General features: G+C 49.2%; 17 protein-coding genes. 4 read left to right on the top strand and 13 right to left on the bottom strand.

All coding sequences use genetic code 11. The features are described 5' to 3' along the window. Positions 1 to 607 precede the first annotated feature (607 nt). Positions 608 to 2872: an ATP-dependent helicase gene (locus Enr17x_RS00495; protein ID WP_145305299.1), complete on the top strand. Its 2265-nt coding sequence runs from the start codon at positions 608 to 610 to the stop codon at positions 2870 to 2872. A gap of 164 nt (positions 2873 to 3036) precedes the next feature. After that, positions 3037 to 3987, top strand: a complete 951-nt coding sequence (gene xerD, locus Enr17x_RS00490) for a site-specific tyrosine recombinase XerD (RefSeq protein WP_145305298.1) — start codon at positions 3037 to 3039, stop codon at positions 3985 to 3987. Between the two features lie 31 nt (positions 3988 to 4018). Here the strand turns inward: xerD and Enr17x_RS00485 are convergent, their stop codons facing one another. The 10 genes from Enr17x_RS00485 to Enr17x_RS00440 all read right to left on the bottom strand — a co-directional run bounded on the left by Enr17x_RS00485 (position 4019) and on the right by Enr17x_RS00440 (position 12475). Further along, the gene (locus Enr17x_RS00485) at positions 4019 to 4969 is read right to left on the bottom strand and encodes a DUF1559 domain-containing protein (protein WP_198000881.1); all 951 of its coding nucleotides are present in this window, start codon (positions 4967 to 4969) and stop codon (positions 4019 to 4021) included. A gap of 89 nt (positions 4970 to 5058) precedes the next feature. After that, the gene (locus Enr17x_RS00480) at positions 5059 to 5475 is read right to left on the bottom strand and encodes a hypothetical protein (RefSeq protein WP_145305297.1); all 417 of its coding nucleotides are present in this window, start codon (positions 5473 to 5475) and stop codon (positions 5059 to 5061) included. A gap of 22 nt (positions 5476 to 5497) precedes the next feature. After that, complete coding sequence (locus tag Enr17x_RS00475; protein ID WP_145305296.1) at positions 5498 to 6106, bottom strand: PulJ/GspJ family protein; 609 nt, start codon at positions 6104 to 6106, stop codon at positions 5498 to 5500. Next, positions 6103 to 6537: a PilW family protein gene (locus tag Enr17x_RS00470; protein WP_145305295.1), complete on the bottom strand. Its 435-nt coding sequence runs from the start codon at positions 6535 to 6537 to the stop codon at positions 6103 to 6105. Before Enr17x_RS00470 ends, Enr17x_RS00475 begins: the two co-directional genes overlap by 4 nt. A 46-nt stretch (positions 6538 to 6583) precedes the next feature. Then, positions 6584 to 7690, bottom strand: coding sequence for a type II secretion system F family protein (locus tag Enr17x_RS00465; RefSeq protein WP_145305294.1), 1107 nt, complete (start codon positions 7688 to 7690; stop codon positions 6584 to 6586). Between the two features lie 68 nt (positions 7691 to 7758). Beyond that, the gene (locus Enr17x_RS00460) at positions 7759 to 8991 is read right to left on the bottom strand and encodes a type II secretion system F family protein (protein ID WP_145305293.1); all 1233 of its coding nucleotides are present in this window, start codon (positions 8989 to 8991) and stop codon (positions 7759 to 7761) included. 84 nt (positions 8992 to 9075) lie between these two features. Next, positions 9076 to 10164: a type II secretion system F family protein gene (locus tag Enr17x_RS00455; RefSeq protein WP_145305292.1), complete on the bottom strand. Its 1089-nt coding sequence runs from the start codon at positions 10162 to 10164 to the stop codon at positions 9076 to 9078. A 76-nt stretch (positions 10165 to 10240) separates the two neighbouring features. Next, the gene (locus Enr17x_RS00450; protein ID WP_145305291.1) at positions 10241 to 11458 is read right to left on the bottom strand and encodes a GspE/PulE family protein; all 1218 of its coding nucleotides are present in this window, start codon (positions 11456 to 11458) and stop codon (positions 10241 to 10243) included. Next, the gene (locus Enr17x_RS00445; RefSeq protein ID WP_145305290.1) at positions 11458 to 11907 is read right to left on the bottom strand and encodes a hypothetical protein; all 450 of its coding nucleotides are present in this window, start codon (positions 11905 to 11907) and stop codon (positions 11458 to 11460) included. The genes Enr17x_RS00450 and Enr17x_RS00445 overlap by 1 nt, the downstream gene beginning before the upstream one ends. Then, a complete protein-coding gene (locus tag Enr17x_RS00440; RefSeq protein WP_198000880.1) occupies positions 11900 to 12475 on the bottom strand; it encodes an RNA polymerase sigma factor in 576 nt (191 codons plus the stop codon). The genes Enr17x_RS00445 and Enr17x_RS00440 overlap by 8 nt, the downstream gene beginning before the upstream one ends. Before the next feature lie 396 nt (positions 12476 to 12871). Here Enr17x_RS00440 and Enr17x_RS00435 point away from each other — a divergent pair, with 396 nt between their 5' ends. Continuing rightward, the gene (locus Enr17x_RS00435; RefSeq protein ID WP_145305289.1) at positions 12872 to 13393 is read left to right on the top strand and encodes a shikimate kinase; all 522 of its coding nucleotides are present in this window, start codon (positions 12872 to 12874) and stop codon (positions 13391 to 13393) included. A 59-nt stretch (positions 13394 to 13452) separates the two neighbouring features. Next, entirely contained in the window at positions 13453 to 14496 is a 1044-nt protein-coding gene (locus Enr17x_RS00430) for a 3-deoxy-7-phosphoheptulonate synthase (RefSeq protein ID WP_145305288.1), read from the top strand. A gap of 72 nt (positions 14497 to 14568) precedes the next feature. Here the strand turns inward: Enr17x_RS00430 and Enr17x_RS00425 are convergent, their stop codons facing one another. From Enr17x_RS00425 to Enr17x_RS00415, 3 genes are read right to left on the bottom strand one after another with little or no spacing between them, the layout of a single operon-like run. Next, positions 14569 to 16713, bottom strand: a complete 2145-nt coding sequence (locus Enr17x_RS00425) for a hypothetical protein (protein WP_145305287.1) — start codon at positions 16711 to 16713, stop codon at positions 14569 to 14571. Beyond that, entirely contained in the window at positions 16710 to 17621 is a 912-nt protein-coding gene (locus Enr17x_RS00420; protein ID WP_145305286.1) for an ABC transporter ATP-binding protein, read from the bottom strand. Before Enr17x_RS00420 ends, Enr17x_RS00425 begins: the two co-directional genes overlap by 4 nt. Then, the gene (locus Enr17x_RS00415; protein WP_145305285.1) at positions 17618 to 18013 is read right to left on the bottom strand and encodes a GntR family transcriptional regulator; all 396 of its coding nucleotides are present in this window, start codon (positions 18011 to 18013) and stop codon (positions 17618 to 17620) included. Before Enr17x_RS00415 ends, Enr17x_RS00420 begins: the two co-directional genes overlap by 4 nt. Positions 18014 to 18351: the final 338 nt, after the last annotated feature.

The raw sequence follows: 18351 nt of genomic DNA, 5'->3' as shown, positions 1-18351 counted from the left end.
CGAGAACACAGGACAAGTCTGGCCCGCATTAGACTTCGTAGTCGTGGAAACGACCGTTGTAAAATAATTTATCGTCATTTACAGGCAAGGAATGTGCGTTGAATTCAGACATCCCTCGTCCATTTAACTATTCATGCATCACAATCTGCAAAACCCTGTCTATAAGCAGGTTCCGAAAATAATCTCGTTCGATGCAGATATTTTGTCAGTTTTCGTCGTGAGATTTCAGGCCGAATATTCCGAGCAAACAACCCAATCCTCCATTTCGTTAAAGTCGAAACGTTGAATTGGTCAATGCAAAAAATCCAGACACATCATAACACCACCTCTGCGCAGTCTAGTGGACCCACAAATTTTGTGCAATCAACCAAAGCAACTTGAGTTCGCAACATTACCAAAACACACAACTGTCCACTATTATCAAAGCTGAGTTGCATTTTTCAAGGCACATTTCACCTCAGATGTAGATTGAGGGTCAATTTGCCTACGATTCTGTTTCAAACCGAAGTGAATAATTGCTGGTTCGATTTGGAATTTCCGAGCAGTCAGCGTACATTGGTGATTTGAGTAAATTGAATCCAATTCAACGACATTAAAGGAATTTCACTTGGATTTTCAGCAGGTCCTGACGCCTCCGCAGTATGCGGCGGTCTCACATCATCAAGGCCCCTTACTGGTCCTGGCTGGTCCCGGCTCCGGGAAAACACGTGTGATTACCCACCGGATTGCCTCGCTGATTCACGCTGGGATTCCTCAACATCAAATATTAGGGATTACCTTCACTAATAAAGCTTCGGACGAAATGGGCGAACGGGTACGGCAGTTGATTCCGGACTCACGTGTGGAAATTTCGACCTTTCACAAATTTTGTGTGCGGATTCTGCGACGCTATGGGAACGTCGTCGGCCTGGACAGCAACTTCTCGATTTTTGATACAACGGACCAGCATCAATTAATTCGTTATGTTCTGAATGAATTAGATATTGATACCGTCGCCTATAATCCGTCAACCATCGCCTCCATGATCAGCCGTGCTAAGAATGACCTGATCACAGCAGAACGATTTGTCGAAGCGTTTCAGGAATCGATCGGCGATCATCTGCAGGCTGTCGCGGCACGCGTCTATCCGGTTTACCAAAAGCTGTTACTCGAATCGAATGCCGTCGACTTTGACGATTTGTTATTGCACGTCGCCAGCCTTCTGAAAGGGTCGCCTGAACTCCGGGCAACGCTTGATGAGCGCTATCAATATATTCTCGTCGATGAATATCAGGACACGAACCTGGCGCAGTATCAGATTGTGATGGGGCTCTCTTTAAACACCCGCAATCTCTGTGTGACCGGCGATCCCGACCAGTCGATCTACGGCTGGCGTGGTGCCAAAATTGAAAATATTTTGCAGTTTGAACGTGATTTCCCGGACTGTAAAACGATTCGCCTGGAACAGAACTTTCGCAGCACGAAAGCCATCTTGAGAGTCGCCGACGATCTGATTTCACATAATCAGAGGCGTAAACCGAAAACCCTGTTTACCGAAAATCAAGAAGGCACGCCCGTTGAATTGCTCTGCTTCAGCGACGAACGGCAGGAAGCCAACGAGATTGCCCTCCATATTCGAAACACCGTCGATCGAGGCGATTATGATTTCACCGATTTCGCTGTTTTCTACCGTGTGAATTCGCTTTCCCGAGAACTGGAGCTAGCTCTGGCACGCCATAAAATTCCGTATCAACTCGCCGGTAGTGTGGCCTTTTACGAGCGGACCGAAGTCAAAGACCTGCTGTCGTATCTGAAATTAATCAACAATCCTGACGACCGCGTCGCGTTTTCCCGGATTGTGAATAAACCACTAAGGGGCATCGGCAAAGCCACTCAGAACAAACTGATTCGCTGGGCGGAAGAAAAAGGCTTCAGCCTGCTGGAAGCCGCGCATCAGGCGAAAGACTGCCCTGCGCTTTCCAAGCGTGCCTCGAATATGGTCGCCCGTTTTGCAAAAATGATCTCCGGTTTTTCAATGGCTGACTCCGGTTCGGTGGCGCATTTAATGGAAGCCGTCATCGACAGCACGCGCCTGATCGACAGCTGGAAAGAAAGTCCCGATGAAGAAGACCAGCAACGTATCTCCAACGTGAATGAGTTACTCTCAACGGCACGAAAGTATGACGAGATCTTCGGCGAAGAAACGAATCTGGAAGGCTTTCTGGAAGCCAGTACTCTGGCGAGTGCTACCGACCAGTTAGACTCGAATGCCGGGCGCGTCACGCTCATGACATTGCACGCAGCCAAAGGTCTGGAATACCCGGTTGTCTTTATTGTGGGAGTGGAACAAAATCTGATTCCCCACGAACGCGTATTGCGCGAAGAATTTCGCGATGGCCTGGAAGAAGAGCGGCGGCTGTTTTTCGTCGGCATCACTCGGGCAGAACAATGCCTGTACTTAACGCAAACGCGCGAGCGTTCTCTCAGAGGCCGTCCCTGGAGAACCATTACCAGCGATTTCCTGAAAGAGATCGACGTCGATGTCAAAGATCAGACGGACAATATGTTTGAAACGAAATCTCACTTTGATGAATTTGTCGAGTCCATCAAACGCGGCGAAGTCGATACCGAAGCATTAAAAGCAGCGACCCCCAAGCGCCCACTGTTGATGACGGGGGCCGACCTGTTGAAACAGACGCCGGAGGCCGCCGACATCCCACAAGGGTTTTCTGTGGGAATGCGCGTCAGGCATCCGCGTTATGGTGTGGGCACCGTCATGGGAATCAGCGGCTACGCCCGCAAGCGCACAGTCGATGTGCTGTTTGATGATGCCGATGAAAGCCAGACCTTCCGCGTCGCCCACTGCCCCCTACAACCGTTGGGACTGCGATAACCCGCCGCCAATTCAAGGCTTTCAAGATCACGGGCCGATAAGACTGATTGGTTTCTGTGCGACTTGTCTATGATGCTGTCAACTAGAGAGCATCACTGTGCAGGTTCGCTTCTGTTAGATTGATAAACAGGATCAATCCACGATCATTCGATTCAAGGTTTTGTATGCCTCCCCGTAAACGACCACCGGCTAATTCAAAATTTCAGGTCCGCAAACCGGCAGACCCCGGTGTCCATCTGGAACCGTTTTTGAATTACCTGGAGGCAGAATGTGGAATGGCTTTGAATACGGTTTCCGCTTATCGCTCGGACATCGTTCAGTTTCTGGACTGGTATCGCACACAGAAACCGATGCCGTTGAGTGAAGTCGATCTGAAGTTTCTCTCCGGTTATCTACAGCATCTCAATAAACGCAAGCTGGCGGCGACAACGGTTTCACGGCATCTGGTATCGATCAAATTATTTTTCCGCTACCTGGTACTGGAAGGTATCCTGGCCGAGAGCGTGGCCGATTTGCTGAACTCCCCCAAACTCTGGAAATATTTACCCAAAGTTCTCAGCCCGGAAAAAGTGAACGAGCTGCTGATGGCCCCCTGCAGAGAAGACCGCTATCCACTCCGTGATCGTGCGATTCTGACGATGATGTATGCCACGGGCTGTCGCGTAACGGAAATTGTCAGCCTGCCGGTGAACGCCGTCAAACTGCACGAAGGTTATGCGCGATGTGTCGGCAAAGGGAATAAGGAACGAATGGTTTCATTGAATCCGGTTGCTGTCGCCGCCGTTGAAGCCTATCTCCAGCACGAACGCCCCATGTTGACTAAGCGCAATCAGTCAGAACAGGCGCTGTTTCTGAACCGGAGCGGCAAGCAGCTTTCGCGGATCATGGTCTGGAACATCGTGAAGAAAAATGCTGCCCGCGTCGGCTGCAGCAAAGAAGTCAGCCCACACACATTACGCCATAGTTTCGCGACACATATGATGGCTGGTGGCGCAGAAATTCGTGCGCTGCAGGAACTGCTGGGGCATGCGAATATTCGAACCACACAAATTTACACACACGTCGATCACAGCCGCCTGAAAGCCGTGCATCAGATGTATCATCCCCGCGGCTGAAACGATTCACCAGACTCGATTCCGATCCGATTTAGAAGCCGTCCATAATCAGTTTGCCGTCGGCACGGTTCCCCAATTGCTCGAACAGCTCCACATCAATGTTCTCCGAAATAAACCGAACCGAGCCATCTCCCATTGCAAAATTGGCCCCTCCCACATGATAGCTGCCAAAGCCGCTGACTTTGAGTAGCGGATCAATGGGCTGTTTGTTCTCAGCTTCGTCCTGATCCTCTGCTGAATTACCGGAAGCATTATAATAGCCCCTCATATTTTTTGGTAAGTCTTGATTGAACGAACCGGTGTTACGCAGGCTGGCACGTGTTCCCGACATCCAACCCAGATCGCTTTTATCAAACAATTGCTCGCCAATGAAAATTGTGTTGGAACTGCCGTCCGTTATCTGGTCGTAGCTGATGCTGCTGTTGAGAAACATGACCCCCGTGTTGTCCACATTGATGGGAGATTCCACCGAGTTATAACAGGCTGCGTAATTGGTCTGATAAATCTCAATGTTATTCTCAGTTACGGAAGTGGTGCGTGACCCATTGGGGTCTGACGGACACCGCAGTACGGGAATCAGAGCACTACGCACGCGCTGATTGACGGGTGCGTAAACACTTTGCTTAAAATCAATGTGACGATACATATTTTGCTGATCCAGAAAAGGCATCAAACCGGCAAGCCATCCCATATGATAACCGACGGCTTCATTTTTGATCGGACCAGTCGGGTTATAAACGCCGGCCGGCAACACTTCGAATGCCATTTCATAATTCTGCAGCGCCAGGCTGAGCTGCAGCAGGTTGTTTTTACACTGCGTCCGACGCGCTGCTTCGCGCGCCTGCTGCACCGCGGGCAGCAACAGTGCGATCAAAATCGCAATAATCGCGATCACCACCAGTAATTCAATCAAGGTGAAACCGCGCGGCCTGCCACGCTGCCACAGCCGGGCTTGAAGTCTAAAAGGAACATTGTTCATCATTTTCATTCCCTGGGAATATAAAACCGGTAAAATAACTGAGAATGCAGTCTTAATAAAGAATCACTTATCGCTATCTATCATTATTCACATCATAAAATAATTTTTTTCGTCCGGGTCACTGAAAATGGTGCCTTCTCAGGATAATGGACCCGTGCCTGAATCGATATCAGGCGATCGTCTTTTACTTCGGGTTTCAGTGTAATCTCTGCAGACGCCGCATATCGTGTTCCCAGATCAACGGGGCTGATCTCCCAGACTTCCCCCTGGTAATCAGGATCATTCAGCCGCTGCTGAGCGGCACGTTCCAGCGCTGCTTCCAAAATCCATTCCGCTTGAACGCGATACTGCTCTTTGATCATTTGCCGTCGCTGTAATAACGCGGACTTCAGCAGCGAAGCCATCAAGAGTGAAATCAACAACAGACAGACCATGACAACCACTAGCACAGCGCCCCGCCGGGCACCGGTCTGACGATTTGCTGGTTGAGGATTTGATGAACATTGCATGTAATTGACCCTAAATTCCCGTTTAATTTGTTTCTTTTTCCGGTTGTTTTTTAAGGAGTTCCGACAGACGATAGTCATGGCCAATTGTAGAAATGATCGACAATTCGTGCAGATAAGGCCGCTCGTTCTCGCGCTCATCTGCGGCATTCTGCCCCAGGATACTCAAGGCATCTGGTTGATCGATGGAAATTCCTGCCTGGTTCAATCGCGCCTGCTGAAAGAAATGCGCGTGGCTCCCTTCCGGTAAATGAAAGGTATCCCGGTGGACCCTCTGATCCTGCCGTGACACAACACGAATAATTTGATGTCCTTCGATCCGGTATTTCACGACTTCGTTGCCCGCTTTCTGAATCGTTAATTCAGGGCTGCTCTGGGGAGTTCCGTTCTGAAAATCCAGGCTGGTGGCCGCATGAATGTCCGAGCGGATGAGACGCGAGAATCGATGAAAACTGGCGCCCAGCCAGGCCGCTTTACTCGTTTCACGCTCTGCGCGCAACACAGTGTGCATCGTGGTCATACTGATTCCCATCAGCACGGTCGCGATCCCCATCGCCACAACGACCTCTACCAGAGAGATGCCCGTCAGGGTGTTATGCTGTTTGATTGAAAAAGAAAAGCCACGTCGCTTCATTCGCGTTTTTCCTTGAGACAGACCCATGATGTCAATCGAACGGGGACCTCGTTGATCCCACGATGATCACTCCAACCTAACTGGACCTGAATTTTTTTCATGAGCGGCACGTTGCCGGATTCACTGATATCAATAGTTAAATCAGCATCGGGTAACTGCCTCAATGCACTTTCCGAGAGAACAAATTTATCAACCTTCGCTTGAGTGATGTCATTGAACGGCAGGGAAACAATCCGTTCCATCATATTTTCGACTTCGACAATCGCGATCTGACGGTATTCCGTTTGCCTGCGTTCACGATACACCCAGTAAATGGCGGGAACGACGATCATTGTCACCGTCATCAGCAAAACGCCGGCGACCATCATTTCCACGAGCGTAAATCCACAACGTGGATGCGCAGCAATGGCATTGGATGCTGTCTTTCTCATTTTGATTTGATTTTTATTTCTCACAATATCAACCAATTCTCAAACGTTAAGCCAGAGAGTGCATCAGATTCACCAAGGGTAAAAACAGACCCACGACAAAGGCTCCCACCAGACAACCAATGCAGACAATCATCGCCGGCTCGACATATTCTCTGATCAAGGCAATCCGATAATCGTTTCGCCTCTCGATGCTTTTCGCAATCGCCTTAAGCGCCCAGCTCAGATTACCGGCCCGTTGTGCAGACTGTAACAGCCGCACTTCACTCGGCGTCAACAGACTGTAGTCGTGCAGCGCAGTCCAGCAATCATTGCCTTTACGAATATCTCCCAGAATTGCGTCGAATCGTTGTGACAAATACCGATTTCTTGTGGTGTGGGATAACGTCTCAAACGCCCCCATCAACGGACGCCCTGATTCTGTCGTAACATGTAAAAACCGTAAGACATCGGGAGCTCTGCCACGCGGATAAAGACCGGGAAAAGAATTCCAATGCCTTCGACGTTCAAGAAAATCCATCCGGATTAAAAGCAAGTGCGTCAGACAAATCAGAATACCGATTACCGGAAAGACCCAGTAATATTTCACAACCCAGTCTGATGTCTGAATAATATTTATCGTCAAATCTGGCAACGGCATATCAAATTCATGAAAAATGTGTTTCAGTTTGGGAATGATCCAATAACAGATAAATCCAAAAATGAACGTTAATACCAGCAAGATTATTCCAAAGTACAACACAAATCCAGCACGCAAAAAATCGCGTTCATTCCGCTGCTCGGCACAGACTTCTGCCGCCAGAGCCAAGGCAGAAGGCAGTGTTCCCGACTCGGCACCTGCTTTGACCAGAAAGAAGGCATTTGCGGGAATGACATTCGGAATCGTCTCCAGTGCGTCTGCCAACGGAACGCCACTTCTCAGTAAATCAATAAGCCGTAATACCTGATATCTCCATCGACCTCGGATATCTTTTTCAAAGGTTTCCAGCACATCCAGCAGTGGAAGTTGTTTCTCAGCAGCCACCGCCAGAATTCGCAGCAAGGCGACCTGTTGTGAGTAATTAACGCGCCCGAAGAGTGGAAAGATCCCGCGTCCCAGAAGAAAGGAGCTTCTTCCGAATTCAAAAAAAGATGGGAAATGGGACTTCAGGTCCATAAAACGGTGATCTCTTCGCTTATTGAATTTTGAGTGACGATATCAAGAACGGCTGATGAAACTGATCGTCAGGCGATCCAGTTCATCAACTGAATTAAAGGAGCCAGCATGGAAATAAACAAAAAGCCCATGAGAGTCCCACAGAAGATAATGATGAGTGGTTCAACCACCGATGCAAAAAATGCAATGCGGACGCGGGTTTGGCTGTTCAACATATCAGACAGGGCATTGAGTATTTCAACAGAGTATTTAGGTCCCGGGTGCGATGTGTTTCCTGCCTGGTTTGCCAGAGTTTGCAAGAATGTCGCGGGAAAGATTTTCAAGGATTCCAGAGACGCAATTTCTGCCTGGCCTGATGAAACCGACTCGGAAAATTGCCGACAGGCGGCACGGATTTCATGGTTGCTCGAGCTCTCGCCCGTCATTTTCAATGCTTCGAGAAACGGAACATTATTGTCAACCAGTAACGCCAGCAGATGCGAAAACCGGGAAACCGTAATCCCGCTCAACAGCCCTCCAATTAATGGTAAGTGGTAAAGCAGTTTCTGAGTCCAGATCTGGCCTGTCTCTGTTTTCATAAACCAGAGACAGCCCGCTACCATCAGAAAACCGGCAGGCAGATACCACCACCATTGGGTACGCAAAAACAGAGACCATTCAAACAGCTTCAAGGTGACGGAAGGTAACTCAATTTGAAAGTCGAGATAAATCGATTCAAAGGAAGGAATAATCCAGAGCAGAATGCTCAAGAACATCAGCGATGCGAATACCAGCAGAATCAACGGATAACTGAGCGAAATCAGCAACTGGCTTCGCATCTCGGAAAGCTGTCTGGTATGCGCAACATAGTCAGCCAGAAGCTCACTCATTTTCCCTGAACGGGTCCCGGCATGCACCAGTGCACACAGTTCGCGGGGGGCTTTGGAATCGGCTAATACGGTTTCCAGATCATTGCCTGAATCCAGTTGTGAAGCCAGATCCTGGACGGCTGAGCGAAGTCGGGCATTTTCAATTTCATGCGAGACGGCTTCCAGTCCCATCGACAGGGGTAACTTGGCCCGCGTCAAATCGGACAGGTGATCTGAAATCACATCAAAGTCCCTGGAAGACAGCTTTGTTAAATTAGCCGTCGTCGCCGCGTGAGTCGTTGCAAATTCCAGTGTGGCTTCTTCCTCGATCCGTTCAATTTTCACACCCTGATCCTGCAGCAGACTCGCGACTTCGTCCCGGTCTGTCGCATGAATACGGCCTGATACGTTTTTGCCTTTTGAATTGATTCCCTGGTAACGATACCAAATCATCTGAACAGAACCCTGCAAAACTAACAATCGCTAAAAACCACACCTTGTTCGCCAAACGAACTCACTCGTCTCTGATTTAGAACTTTACGGATTGGCCAATTGTTTAAGCATATCGGAGAATGGGAGAAATAATACCAGAGAATAGCACAAAACCGCCCCCCCACCGATAATGGTTCCGGTAAAGATGGGAAATAACACTCTGAACCAGCGTGTATAGTGGGTGGCTTTCCTCCGATACATATCGGCAGCATTTTTCAACGCCAGACTGAGTTCGCCTTGATGGTTTTTTGTGGTTAATAACCAGGTTAACAGGGGTGGCCAGCCATACTCTTTAGTGGTGTCGCCCGTTTCAAACTGAGAACTTAAATGACGTTCAGCCATCAGGTTTGCTGATTTCACCAACTGATCATCACCGGTGGCTTCCGCCGCCAGCACAATCGATTCGGCAAACGGAATGTTCTGCTGAATCAGCAATGACATGAGTTCTGAAAAATTACCGTACCGATAATAGTTGGCGATTTTCTGAACACCGGGAACCCACCCGATCAGGCGACTGGTCCCTTTGAAGTTCAACAACTGAGAACTCCCAGTCCGCATCCATAATATGACAAAGACAAACAGCAACAGAGGCGGCACCAGCCCCCAGTAAACCATCGTTGATTCCAGCGTATTTAAAAACTGGAGGGGACCAGGTTCCCCCAGTCGAAAGACATTATAAGCGACGTTGAACCGCGCGAGCATTTCAATCAGAAAGACCAGAAACAGTCCGTAAGCCAGGCTGAAGACTATCAACGGATAGACCATCGCCATTCCGATCTGACGTCGTAAATGGAACAGCTCCCAGGCATAGTTGGACATCTCTTCCAGAGCGACTGTCAATTTTCCGGATTTGATGCCCGCTTCCACAATCACGCGATACACTTTGGGAAGCCGTGAGCCTTCCGTTTCCATTGCTTCCGCCAGGGAACTGCCCCGCTCCATTTTGTTGGCTAATCGGGTGCTGATCTTGCCCAGTCGGTCCGGCAGTTCATTGCCCATTTCACGTAAACCCAACTCCAGGGGAATCCCGGCCTGAACCAGAGAAATCATCTCTTCATTCAAAGCGATTAATTCATCCAGCTCGAATCTGGTTTCTGTTGTCTCGTTAGATTCTGAGTCGTCTCTCGAATTCATGTGCCCACTCTCTTTGTCAGAATCGCTTGATTGCGTGTTGCTGCTTCCTCACCTGACATTGAGGAATCAAAGTCTCTCACTGTTCCAGGCGCGTCATGCCTAGAACCCGTCGTACCTCCGCAGGACTGGTGATTCCTCGGTTTACTGCTTCCAAAGCACGATCCCACTGCGTACGCATTCCCGATTGCACCGCCAGTTGATGCAGTGCATTCGCGTCGGCTTGATTCAAAATCGCATTCGCCACATCCACCTGATTCGGCTGCAACATCTCTGTCAGTACGATGCGCCCCGTGTATCCGGTCTGGCCGCAGTCTGCACAACCCGCGGGTACTTTCCATTGTTCGACAGGCAGTCCCAGCCGTTCTTCTTCCGCATTGGAAAACGTGGCACAGGAACAGAGGCGCCGTAATAATCGTTGGCTCAAAATCGCCAGCAGGCCGCTGCGAAGCAGATAAGGCTCGATGCCCATGTCCGACAGACGACTGACGGCTTCGGTAGCACTGCCTGCATGAAAGGTCGTCACAACCAGATGTCCCGAGAGCGAAGCCTGGAACACGGTTTCTGCCGTTTCACGATCTCGAATTTCGCCGACCATAATCACTTCCGGGTCTTGTCTCAGCAGCGAACGTAGTCCTAAGGCCATATCAAAACCAGCGGCCGGGTTCACCTGTGATTGTGCTACCGTAGGAACCACCACTTCAATCGGATCTTCCAGCGAAGCCAGACTCCTGGTCCCTTTTGACTGCCGAATGATTTCTCGCAGGCAGGCATAGATAGTGGTGGTTTTCCCGCTGCCCGCGGGTCCCGTCATCAATACCACGCCTCCGGTCTGTGTCAGTAACCGTTTCAATTCATTGAGGATCTCTTCCGGCAGATTCAGGCTCTCCAGATGTTTGTACTGCCCCGAACCGACAAACAGCCGCACGACTACCTTTTCTCCATAGAGTGTGGGAAAAGTGCTGATCCGTGTTTCGACTGCCTGCTCGCCTTGCTGACGAATGCGGCCTTCCTGCGGGACATCGGTGCGATACGTCAACAATTGGGAAATGACTTTCAAACGCGATGTAATCCGCGGCGCCAGTTCATGCGAAAAATCTGTGATGTGATGTAAGACGCCATCAATTCGCCAGTCCATCCGCATCCGGTCTTCGGTGGGCAGCAGGTGAATATCGCTGGCATTCATTGATTGTGCCTGCGTTAAGATGAAATCGACCAGCTCGGTGACGTATTCCGGGTGGTTCTCCGGCTTGTCAGGAAGCTGTTCCTGAAACCGTTGGGACAATGTCTCCTGCATCAATCGCCTCGATCAAAGATCTGCTCGATTGTACCCGCACGCTCATTCCGAAATCGAACAACGGCATCTACGAGCCCCCATTCACCAGATTGCTTCAGAGTCGCCTGCACGGAATTCCAATCGGTTTTGAATGCCTCGGGCCGGCTGTCGGCTGTCGAAATTCCTAAAACCTCACTGCTCTTCACATAAATGGTTTTGGACCAACCTGGTGTCGTATCAGCGGCTACCGTTGGTGTCTGCTTTGAATCCCGCGTGAGAAAGAACATCCCGGTCGTCAGTAAAAACATGCCGAGGACCGTCAGGCTGCGGCGGCAAACCTTGCGAGAGCGCGCCTGCCGTGCGGCGTCCAGTACCTGCTGACGGTGACCACCCCGCAAGGGAACGCCAGGGTCAGCAGCCGCCTTCAGTAGCTGCTCTTCCAGAAAATTGTGATCTTCAAATTCAAACATTAATATCAATATCCTCGTGCGCCATCGGACGCAGGTAGTTGTCTAATTTTTGGAGTGCATAACGATAACGACTGGCCACGGTATTCGGCGATTCATCCAGCACGCTTGCGATTTCCGCAAATGTCATATCTTCCCAGATTTTCAAGACCACGACTTCAGACTGATTTGTGGGAAGACGCTTCAATGCATTCCTGATAACCTGGGCCTGATCATTCTCTTCTACAACTTCGGAATCACGCGACCAGAGCTGTCTGCACTGCGCAAAAATCTGTAACGGTTTTCGCTTCTGCAGAATTCGTAATGCTTCGTTTCGCGTGACTCGTAATAAATAGGCCCAGGGTTGTTGCGCGGTAGCCAGAATTTTGGGTTTCATCGCCATCCGCACCATCGTCGCTTGAATCGCATCTTCGGCATCGGGAGAATTTTTTGTCACTGTCACCGCATATCGCACCAGGCGCGTCGCCGTCAAATCGTACAAAGACCCCAGCCGATCCACGCCATGATCCTGGAGATCATTGGCACAGCATCGGATCTTCGCAGCAAATTGAGCCGGTGATAGCTTATCCACGATTGATTTCGATTCTTCAAGCTTTAGAAAACTCAGATCATCGTTAAAGAATCATAACAATGATGTTCTGACAGAACTGTCAGAATTTTTGACGAGTCAAATTCCTGTGAAATTTCTACAAACGTCCATACAACACTTGTGCTGCTCTCGATCAGAAAACAACAATTAAATTTCAGCAGAAATCTCACTTAGTTCCTATTAGAACTGATTTGAGATAACATTTGTTTTCCTTTTCCCCAAATTTTTGTTGATTTTTTGAAACAAGACCGAACAGATAGCGCAAGTTATTGTCAAATAAACAGATACAACTTTTAATATTTTTGCGACTCAATCATTCTCAAGACCTGCTGAGCCCCTTCCGCCCCGGCGCTCCCTTGGCTTGTGGGGAGACTGACTATGGCATCTGAAAATCCCCCCGACCCGCCAGGCGTTGTCCTGATTGGCATGCCCGGTTCCGGAAAATCGACCGTGGGAAAACTACTGTCTGAACAGACAGGTCTTCCCTTCCTCGACACCGATGCATTAATAGAGTCAGGAGAGTCCAAACGGCTCGCGGAGATCATTGCCGAACATACGGCAGAAGGCTTCCGCACAATTGAGTCGTCGTACGTTCAATCGATTCAATCAGCAGGATCCGTAATTTCTACTGGAGGAAGTGTCTGTTATAGCCCCCAAGCCATGCAACATCTCAGCACTCTTGGTACCATAGTCTGGCTGGATGTCTCCCCGGATGTGCTGGAGCAACGCTTTTCAGACGCTTTTGAGCGGGGCGTTCTGATTGAGCCGGGTACGAGCCTGTCAGACTTGTACCACAGCCGATTCCCGCTTTATGAAAAATATGCGCAACTAAAAATCGACGCCTCCCTGTTGACCCCTCCGGAAATCGTCTCCCAGATCCGTCAGCAACTGGCACTCTAAATAGAATTAACACGATAAACTGATTCCGATCACTTAAGTAACGAAAACGATTAAAAACGATGCTTCCCATTCAAAACGTCAATGTGCATGATTCCGTTCGGCTGGTTGCCCCACAGGAACTGAAAGACACATACAAACGCACGGAAAAAGTCACCCAGACTGTCGGTGAATCACGCGAACAAATCAAACGCATTCTGTCGGGTGAAGACCAGCGGCTGATCGTTGTTGTCGGCCCCTGCTCGATTCACGATCCTAAAGCTGCCATTGAATACGCCACACGTTTAAAAGCACTCTCGGATAAAGTGAACGACCGGATGTTTCTGGTCATGCGAGTTTATTTCGAAAAACCCCGCACCACGGTCGGCTGGAAAGGCCTGATCAATGACCCGCACCTGGATGGTACATTCGATGTCTCTTCGGGTTTGAAGATCGCCCGCCAGTTATTACTTCAGATTGGTGAGCTGGGGCTCCCCGCTGCTACAGAAATGCTGGAACCGATTACGCCACAGTACATCGCCGATGCGATTTCCATCGCATCCATCGGCGCCCGCACCACCGAATCACCAACGCACCGTCAGATGGCCAGTGGACTCTCCATGCCTGTCGGCTACAAGAACGGAACCGACGGCAGCCTGGATGTCGCACTAAATGCCATGCTCGCCGCTCAGAGCCCGCACAGCTTTTTGGGAATTGACGCCGACGGCCAGACCTGCGTGATCAACACCAAAGGCAATCCCTGGGGTCACCTGATTCTCCGCGGCGGTCGTTCCGGCCCCAACTATCAGCGGGAACATCTGGAAGCCGCCAGCAAAAATCTCGAAGAAGCCGGACTCTCTCCCCGCTTCATGGTCGACTGCAGCCATGCGAATTCCAATAAAGACTACCGCAATCAAGGCAAAGTCTGGAATGAAGTCATCGACCAGCGCGTCGCCGGCAATGAGACCATTATCGGCTTAATGCTCGAAAGTAATCTCCATGCCGGCAACCAGAAACTGACGGAAGATCTCAGCCAACTCCAGTACGGCACCTCCATCACCGACGAATGCATCGACTGGGAAGAAACCGAACAGCTGATTCTCTCCGCTCATGAGAAGCTGTCATAAGCACGCTCTTTTTCGGAATCAGTCCGTTGCTAAAGGCAAGAGTTTTCATGGCTGCATCGCATGAGGCACTGATTAGCCCCACTCTCGCTTCAGAGTTGCGAAATACATCAATACGTTCAAGCCAATTGCCACAGCGATGGCGGCCAATGCCATTTGAATGAGAAGCTGCACGTCCTCTGGTCCGCCAACCGTGTTACTATTATTAAAAACTGCAATCGATGCAAAAAATGCGATTGGTAGAATAAGCAATCCAATGATGTTGAGAACGATGACCCATGATCGTTTGAAAGCTAACACTGAAGAACTCATTCCGATCAGCCATAGCGGTGCAGCGATTCCGAATAATAAAAACATACCCAGAACCTCTGTTACTCCGCGCGGCGCATCGAACAGACTGAGTCCGATTAAGCAAATCACAGCTAACCAGTGATCCAGTGCCAGCGACAAATACAATTGCTTAACAAAATCGTTCCTGCTGACGGGGCGCATCGATTCGACTTCCAAACTTTTGCGTCTTTGCCACCAGGTGATTGCGGGCATTATAATCGCCAGACCACAGGGACCTCCAAATATAACCGAAAGGGGAATTCGATTGTGCGGGAACAGTTCCTCACTTGTAAAGTAACAACGAATCCCCTGGAACAGCAGGCCAAAGAAGACCACTAACAAAAAAAACGTGAGGACCGCCAGCGGGCGAAACGTGTTGCCTTGTCGCCAGAGATGTACCATGTTCCAGGTGGATTCTCCACGGTATTTCAATCCAGTGATGCCATGATCGATGAACCAGAAAAAGAGCCTGTTCTTCTTTTTCCATTGAAACTGTTTAGAGCGTTGTGAATCCCAGGGTGAAAGCGCAGGCATGCTGGTATAGGATTCATTTACCATATCTGTGACTGCCGGGAGTTTGGTGAGACTCCAGAAGATGAAGGCGATTTCAATTCCTATGATGATCAGAGAAAGTATTGGCATCTGCCCCCACAAAAACCAGATCGCGGTGCTGGCAATGGCTTTAAATCCCTGGTTCGAGAATATAAGAAAAAACCAAAAGAGACTGACCACCATCGGGACCGTCAGCCATTTCTGGTAAGTTTTTCCTGAAAGTTGGGCGATGACAAACAAACAACAGACCGCCGGCGAGAAGAGAAGTAGATTCAGGCTGGGGAGCATCCCGAAACCGTAGCGTAAAAGAGCGAACCAAAAGAGAAACACTCCTACAGAAAATATTCCCACTGCCACACGCCGATGTGGGACCAGATAGTGTGGCACCACTCTGGCCGCGGGTGAAATAAAATGCGCCCAGAGCTGAAGGGACACAATAGAAAACAGTAGCACCATCGAAAAAATTGTCCCGCTGATGGCTTTAATTTTGTTATTTGAATACATGATCGGTAAAGCGCGCACGGGCAAAAATGCACTTTTTTTGATCTTACGAACATGGTCCATATAGAACCAATTCGCATACACCTCTTTTAAAGTGGGATGATTTCGCAACAGGGCGATTTGTTGTTCATTCAGGTCGATATAATCCCACGCTTGTGCTGTGCGCGATTGCCTTCGATGCGCTTCCAGATTTTGGTTCACACTCAGTGTGAGCTGCTGAAGTTGTGGAATTTGAACCACATTTTCCAAAATTTCGGGGGCGGCATCGAATAAATGCAGTGCCAATAATTTCACGTTTGACATCTGAGGGATTTCATCTGGATATTTTTCCAGAGTGAGCGCCGGCAGTTCGAGCTGAGACACTTTTTTTCCAAAGCGCTGTAAAGCACCAGCGGGAAGTCGGGGCTGAGTGACTACCAGCGCATCCAACTTGGGCAGTTGGCAAATCTGGTCGACATTCGCGTCAGTCAATTCGAAACCACCCAGGTCGAGGTAAACTAAATTCTGAAACGGACTCAAATCGGGTAGTGGGTCATTGACATTGAGCCTGATTAGATTCAGAGCGACGACATCCTGGGGATCAACATGTTCTAAAAATTCGGTATATGTCTGGATGCTCTTTTCTTCGCCCGGTTTTGGAGTATCGGAATCTGTATAAACTCTCTCAATTCGGTCAGGAGCATGTGGCCTGGGGCCAACCTGAATGACATTGCCGTCTGTCTTCCCCATCGCCAAATATACGAAGAACGACAAAATAAAAATCATCAACAACAGGACCAGCGGCCGCTGCCAGTAGGTTTTGAGGATTTGTTTGTACTGATTGGATTGCACGCTCATACGGTGACCTCCGCTTCTGCGTGAGTGGAGACGCCGGAAAGTTCCAGAAAGATCTCTTCTAAATTGAGGTCTTCAACGGTAAACGTGGCGTTTAACTCTTTTGTAAACGTTTCCATTGCCTCTGATTGAAAATTTTTCACCGCCAACAACGCATATTGGCCGTCAATTTGTGAGCGAAGTGTGCCTGGAATATTTAAGCAGAGTGGTAAGTCCTGTTCTGCAGAAATACGAATGCGTTTTACCTGATGTTTGAGCGAGTCCAATTCACCTGAGAAACCAATCTTGCCTTCTTCCAGAAAAACCACATGCGATGCAACACGCTCAAGGTCGGACGTGATATGAGTTGAAAACAGGATCGTATTCTCTTCATCTTCGGTGAATTCAATGAGAGATTGCAGGAACTGACGCCGTGCTACAGGATCGAGACTGGCCACTGGCTCATCCAGAATCAGTAACTCAGGATGATGGCCCAGAGCCAGAATCACTGCCAGCTTTTGACGTTGCCCCACCGAAAGTACTCCCACGCGCTGATTCTCGTCTAGATTCCATTCTTTCATCAGCCGCGTCACATAGGCATAGTCCCAATGTTCATAGAAGGCACCCGTATAATCCGTCGTTGCTTTAACAGTCATCCAGGGAAGCAATGCGAATTCTTGCGAGACATAGCCTAAGCGCGACTTCGCAGTTGCACTCAAATCCCAGGAACTCTCATTAAAAACCGTACTGGTTCCTGAGGTCGGTTTGAGTAGCCCCAGCATACATTTAATCAGCGTGGACTTCCCGGAACCATTCGTGCCGAGCAAACCAACAATCTGCCCCGATTCAATTTTTAGATCTAAGCCCGTTAGAACCTGATTGTCATTAAATTGTTTGTGCAAATTGGCGACTTGAATGATTGTTGTATTCATGATTTGTACTCCCGCAGCAATTTTTTAACAACAGATTGAATCTGCTCATCGTTGAGTCCTAACTGGCGACCACGAATGATGGCCTGCTCCATCAGCGGCTTAAGTTCCTGCATGCGCGCTTGAGGGTTACCAGAATGGGCTGACTTTAGCACTTGCATTCCCTTGCCTCGCACACGCCCTACAACCTCGTCCGCTTCCAGTTTGGAATAGGACTTGGAAATCGTCATCGGGTTCACTCCCAATTCCGTCGCCATCTGTCGCACACTCGGAAGCATGTCTCCTTCAACCAGATATCCGCCTGCTATCATCGCATTAATTTGCTCGATGATTTGCAGATAAATGGGTACTCCCGAAGAAGGGTGCACCTCAAATTGTGTTGGCTGTATCGTCATCCGACCCTCTTAAACCAATGGTGTATTACTACACTGATACACTGTATCGTCAGGAAAGTCAACTCGAGATGTGAAATAAGTTCGTGGCCACTAGAAAAAAGGTGTTCCAGAAAGAACACTCAAGGGCTGAACTCAAGCGTAGGGCTCATGTTATGCGATCGACCAGCGTGTCGCCGGCAATAAGACCATCTTCGGATTCATGCTCGAAAGCAATCTCCACGCCGGCAACCAGAAACTGACGGAAGATCTCAGCCAGTAAAATCCGTTCGCGGCTGCGTGGTGAAACAGGATTCCTGTTTTTTGATTCAGAAACGCTGCTTTATTCGGTATGATACTTT

The sequence above is a fragment of the Gimesia fumaroli genome, assembly GCF_007754425.1.
GTDB lineage: Bacteria > Planctomycetota > Planctomycetia > Planctomycetales > Planctomycetaceae > Gimesia > Gimesia fumaroli.
The sequence above is the reverse complement of the archived record's forward strand: the minus strand, read 5'-3'. Positions and strand labels throughout refer to the sequence as shown.

Coding starts and splice junctions, on each gene's coding strand:
- xerD (WP_145305298.1), top strand. CDS start 3,037: ATGCCTCCCCGTAAACGACCACCGGCTAATTCAAAATTTCAGGTCCGC.
- Enr17x_RS00485 (WP_198000881.1), bottom strand. CDS start 4,969: ATGATGAACAATGTTCCTTTTAGACTTCAAGCCCGGCTGTGGCAGCGT.
- Enr17x_RS00480 (WP_145305297.1), bottom strand. CDS start 5,475: ATGCAATGTTCATCAAATCCTCAACCAGCAAATCGTCAGACCGGTGCC.
- Enr17x_RS00475 (WP_145305296.1), bottom strand. CDS start 6,106: ATGAAGCGACGTGGCTTTTCTTTTTCAATCAAACAGCATAACACCCTG.
- Enr17x_RS00470 (WP_145305295.1), bottom strand. CDS start 6,537: ATGAGAAAGACAGCATCCAATGCCATTGCTGCGCATCCACGTTGTGGA.
- Enr17x_RS00465 (WP_145305294.1), bottom strand. CDS start 7,690: ATGGACCTGAAGTCCCATTTCCCATCTTTTTTTGAATTCGGAAGAAGC.
- Enr17x_RS00460 (WP_145305293.1), bottom strand. CDS start 8,991: ATGATTTGGTATCGTTACCAGGGAATCAATTCAAAAGGCAAAAACGTA.
- Enr17x_RS00455 (WP_145305292.1), bottom strand. CDS start 10,164: ATGAATTCGAGAGACGACTCAGAATCTAACGAGACAACAGAAACCAGA.
- Enr17x_RS00450 (WP_145305291.1), bottom strand. CDS start 11,458: ATGCAGGAGACATTGTCCCAACGGTTTCAGGAACAGCTTCCTGACAAG.
- Enr17x_RS00445 (WP_145305290.1), bottom strand. CDS start 11,907: ATGTTTGAATTTGAAGATCACAATTTTCTGGAAGAGCAGCTACTGAAG.
- Enr17x_RS00435 (WP_145305289.1), top strand. CDS start 12,872: ATGGCATCTGAAAATCCCCCCGACCCGCCAGGCGTTGTCCTGATTGGC.
- Enr17x_RS00430 (WP_145305288.1), top strand. CDS start 13,453: ATGCTTCCCATTCAAAACGTCAATGTGCATGATTCCGTTCGGCTGGTT.
- Enr17x_RS00425 (WP_145305287.1), bottom strand. CDS start 16,713: ATGAGCGTGCAATCCAATCAGTACAAACAAATCCTCAAAACCTACTGG.
- Enr17x_RS00420 (WP_145305286.1), bottom strand. CDS start 17,621: ATGAATACAACAATCATTCAAGTCGCCAATTTGCACAAACAATTTAAT.
- Enr17x_RS00415 (WP_145305285.1), bottom strand. CDS start 18,013: ATGACGATACAGCCAACACAATTTGAGGTGCACCCTTCTTCGGGAGTA.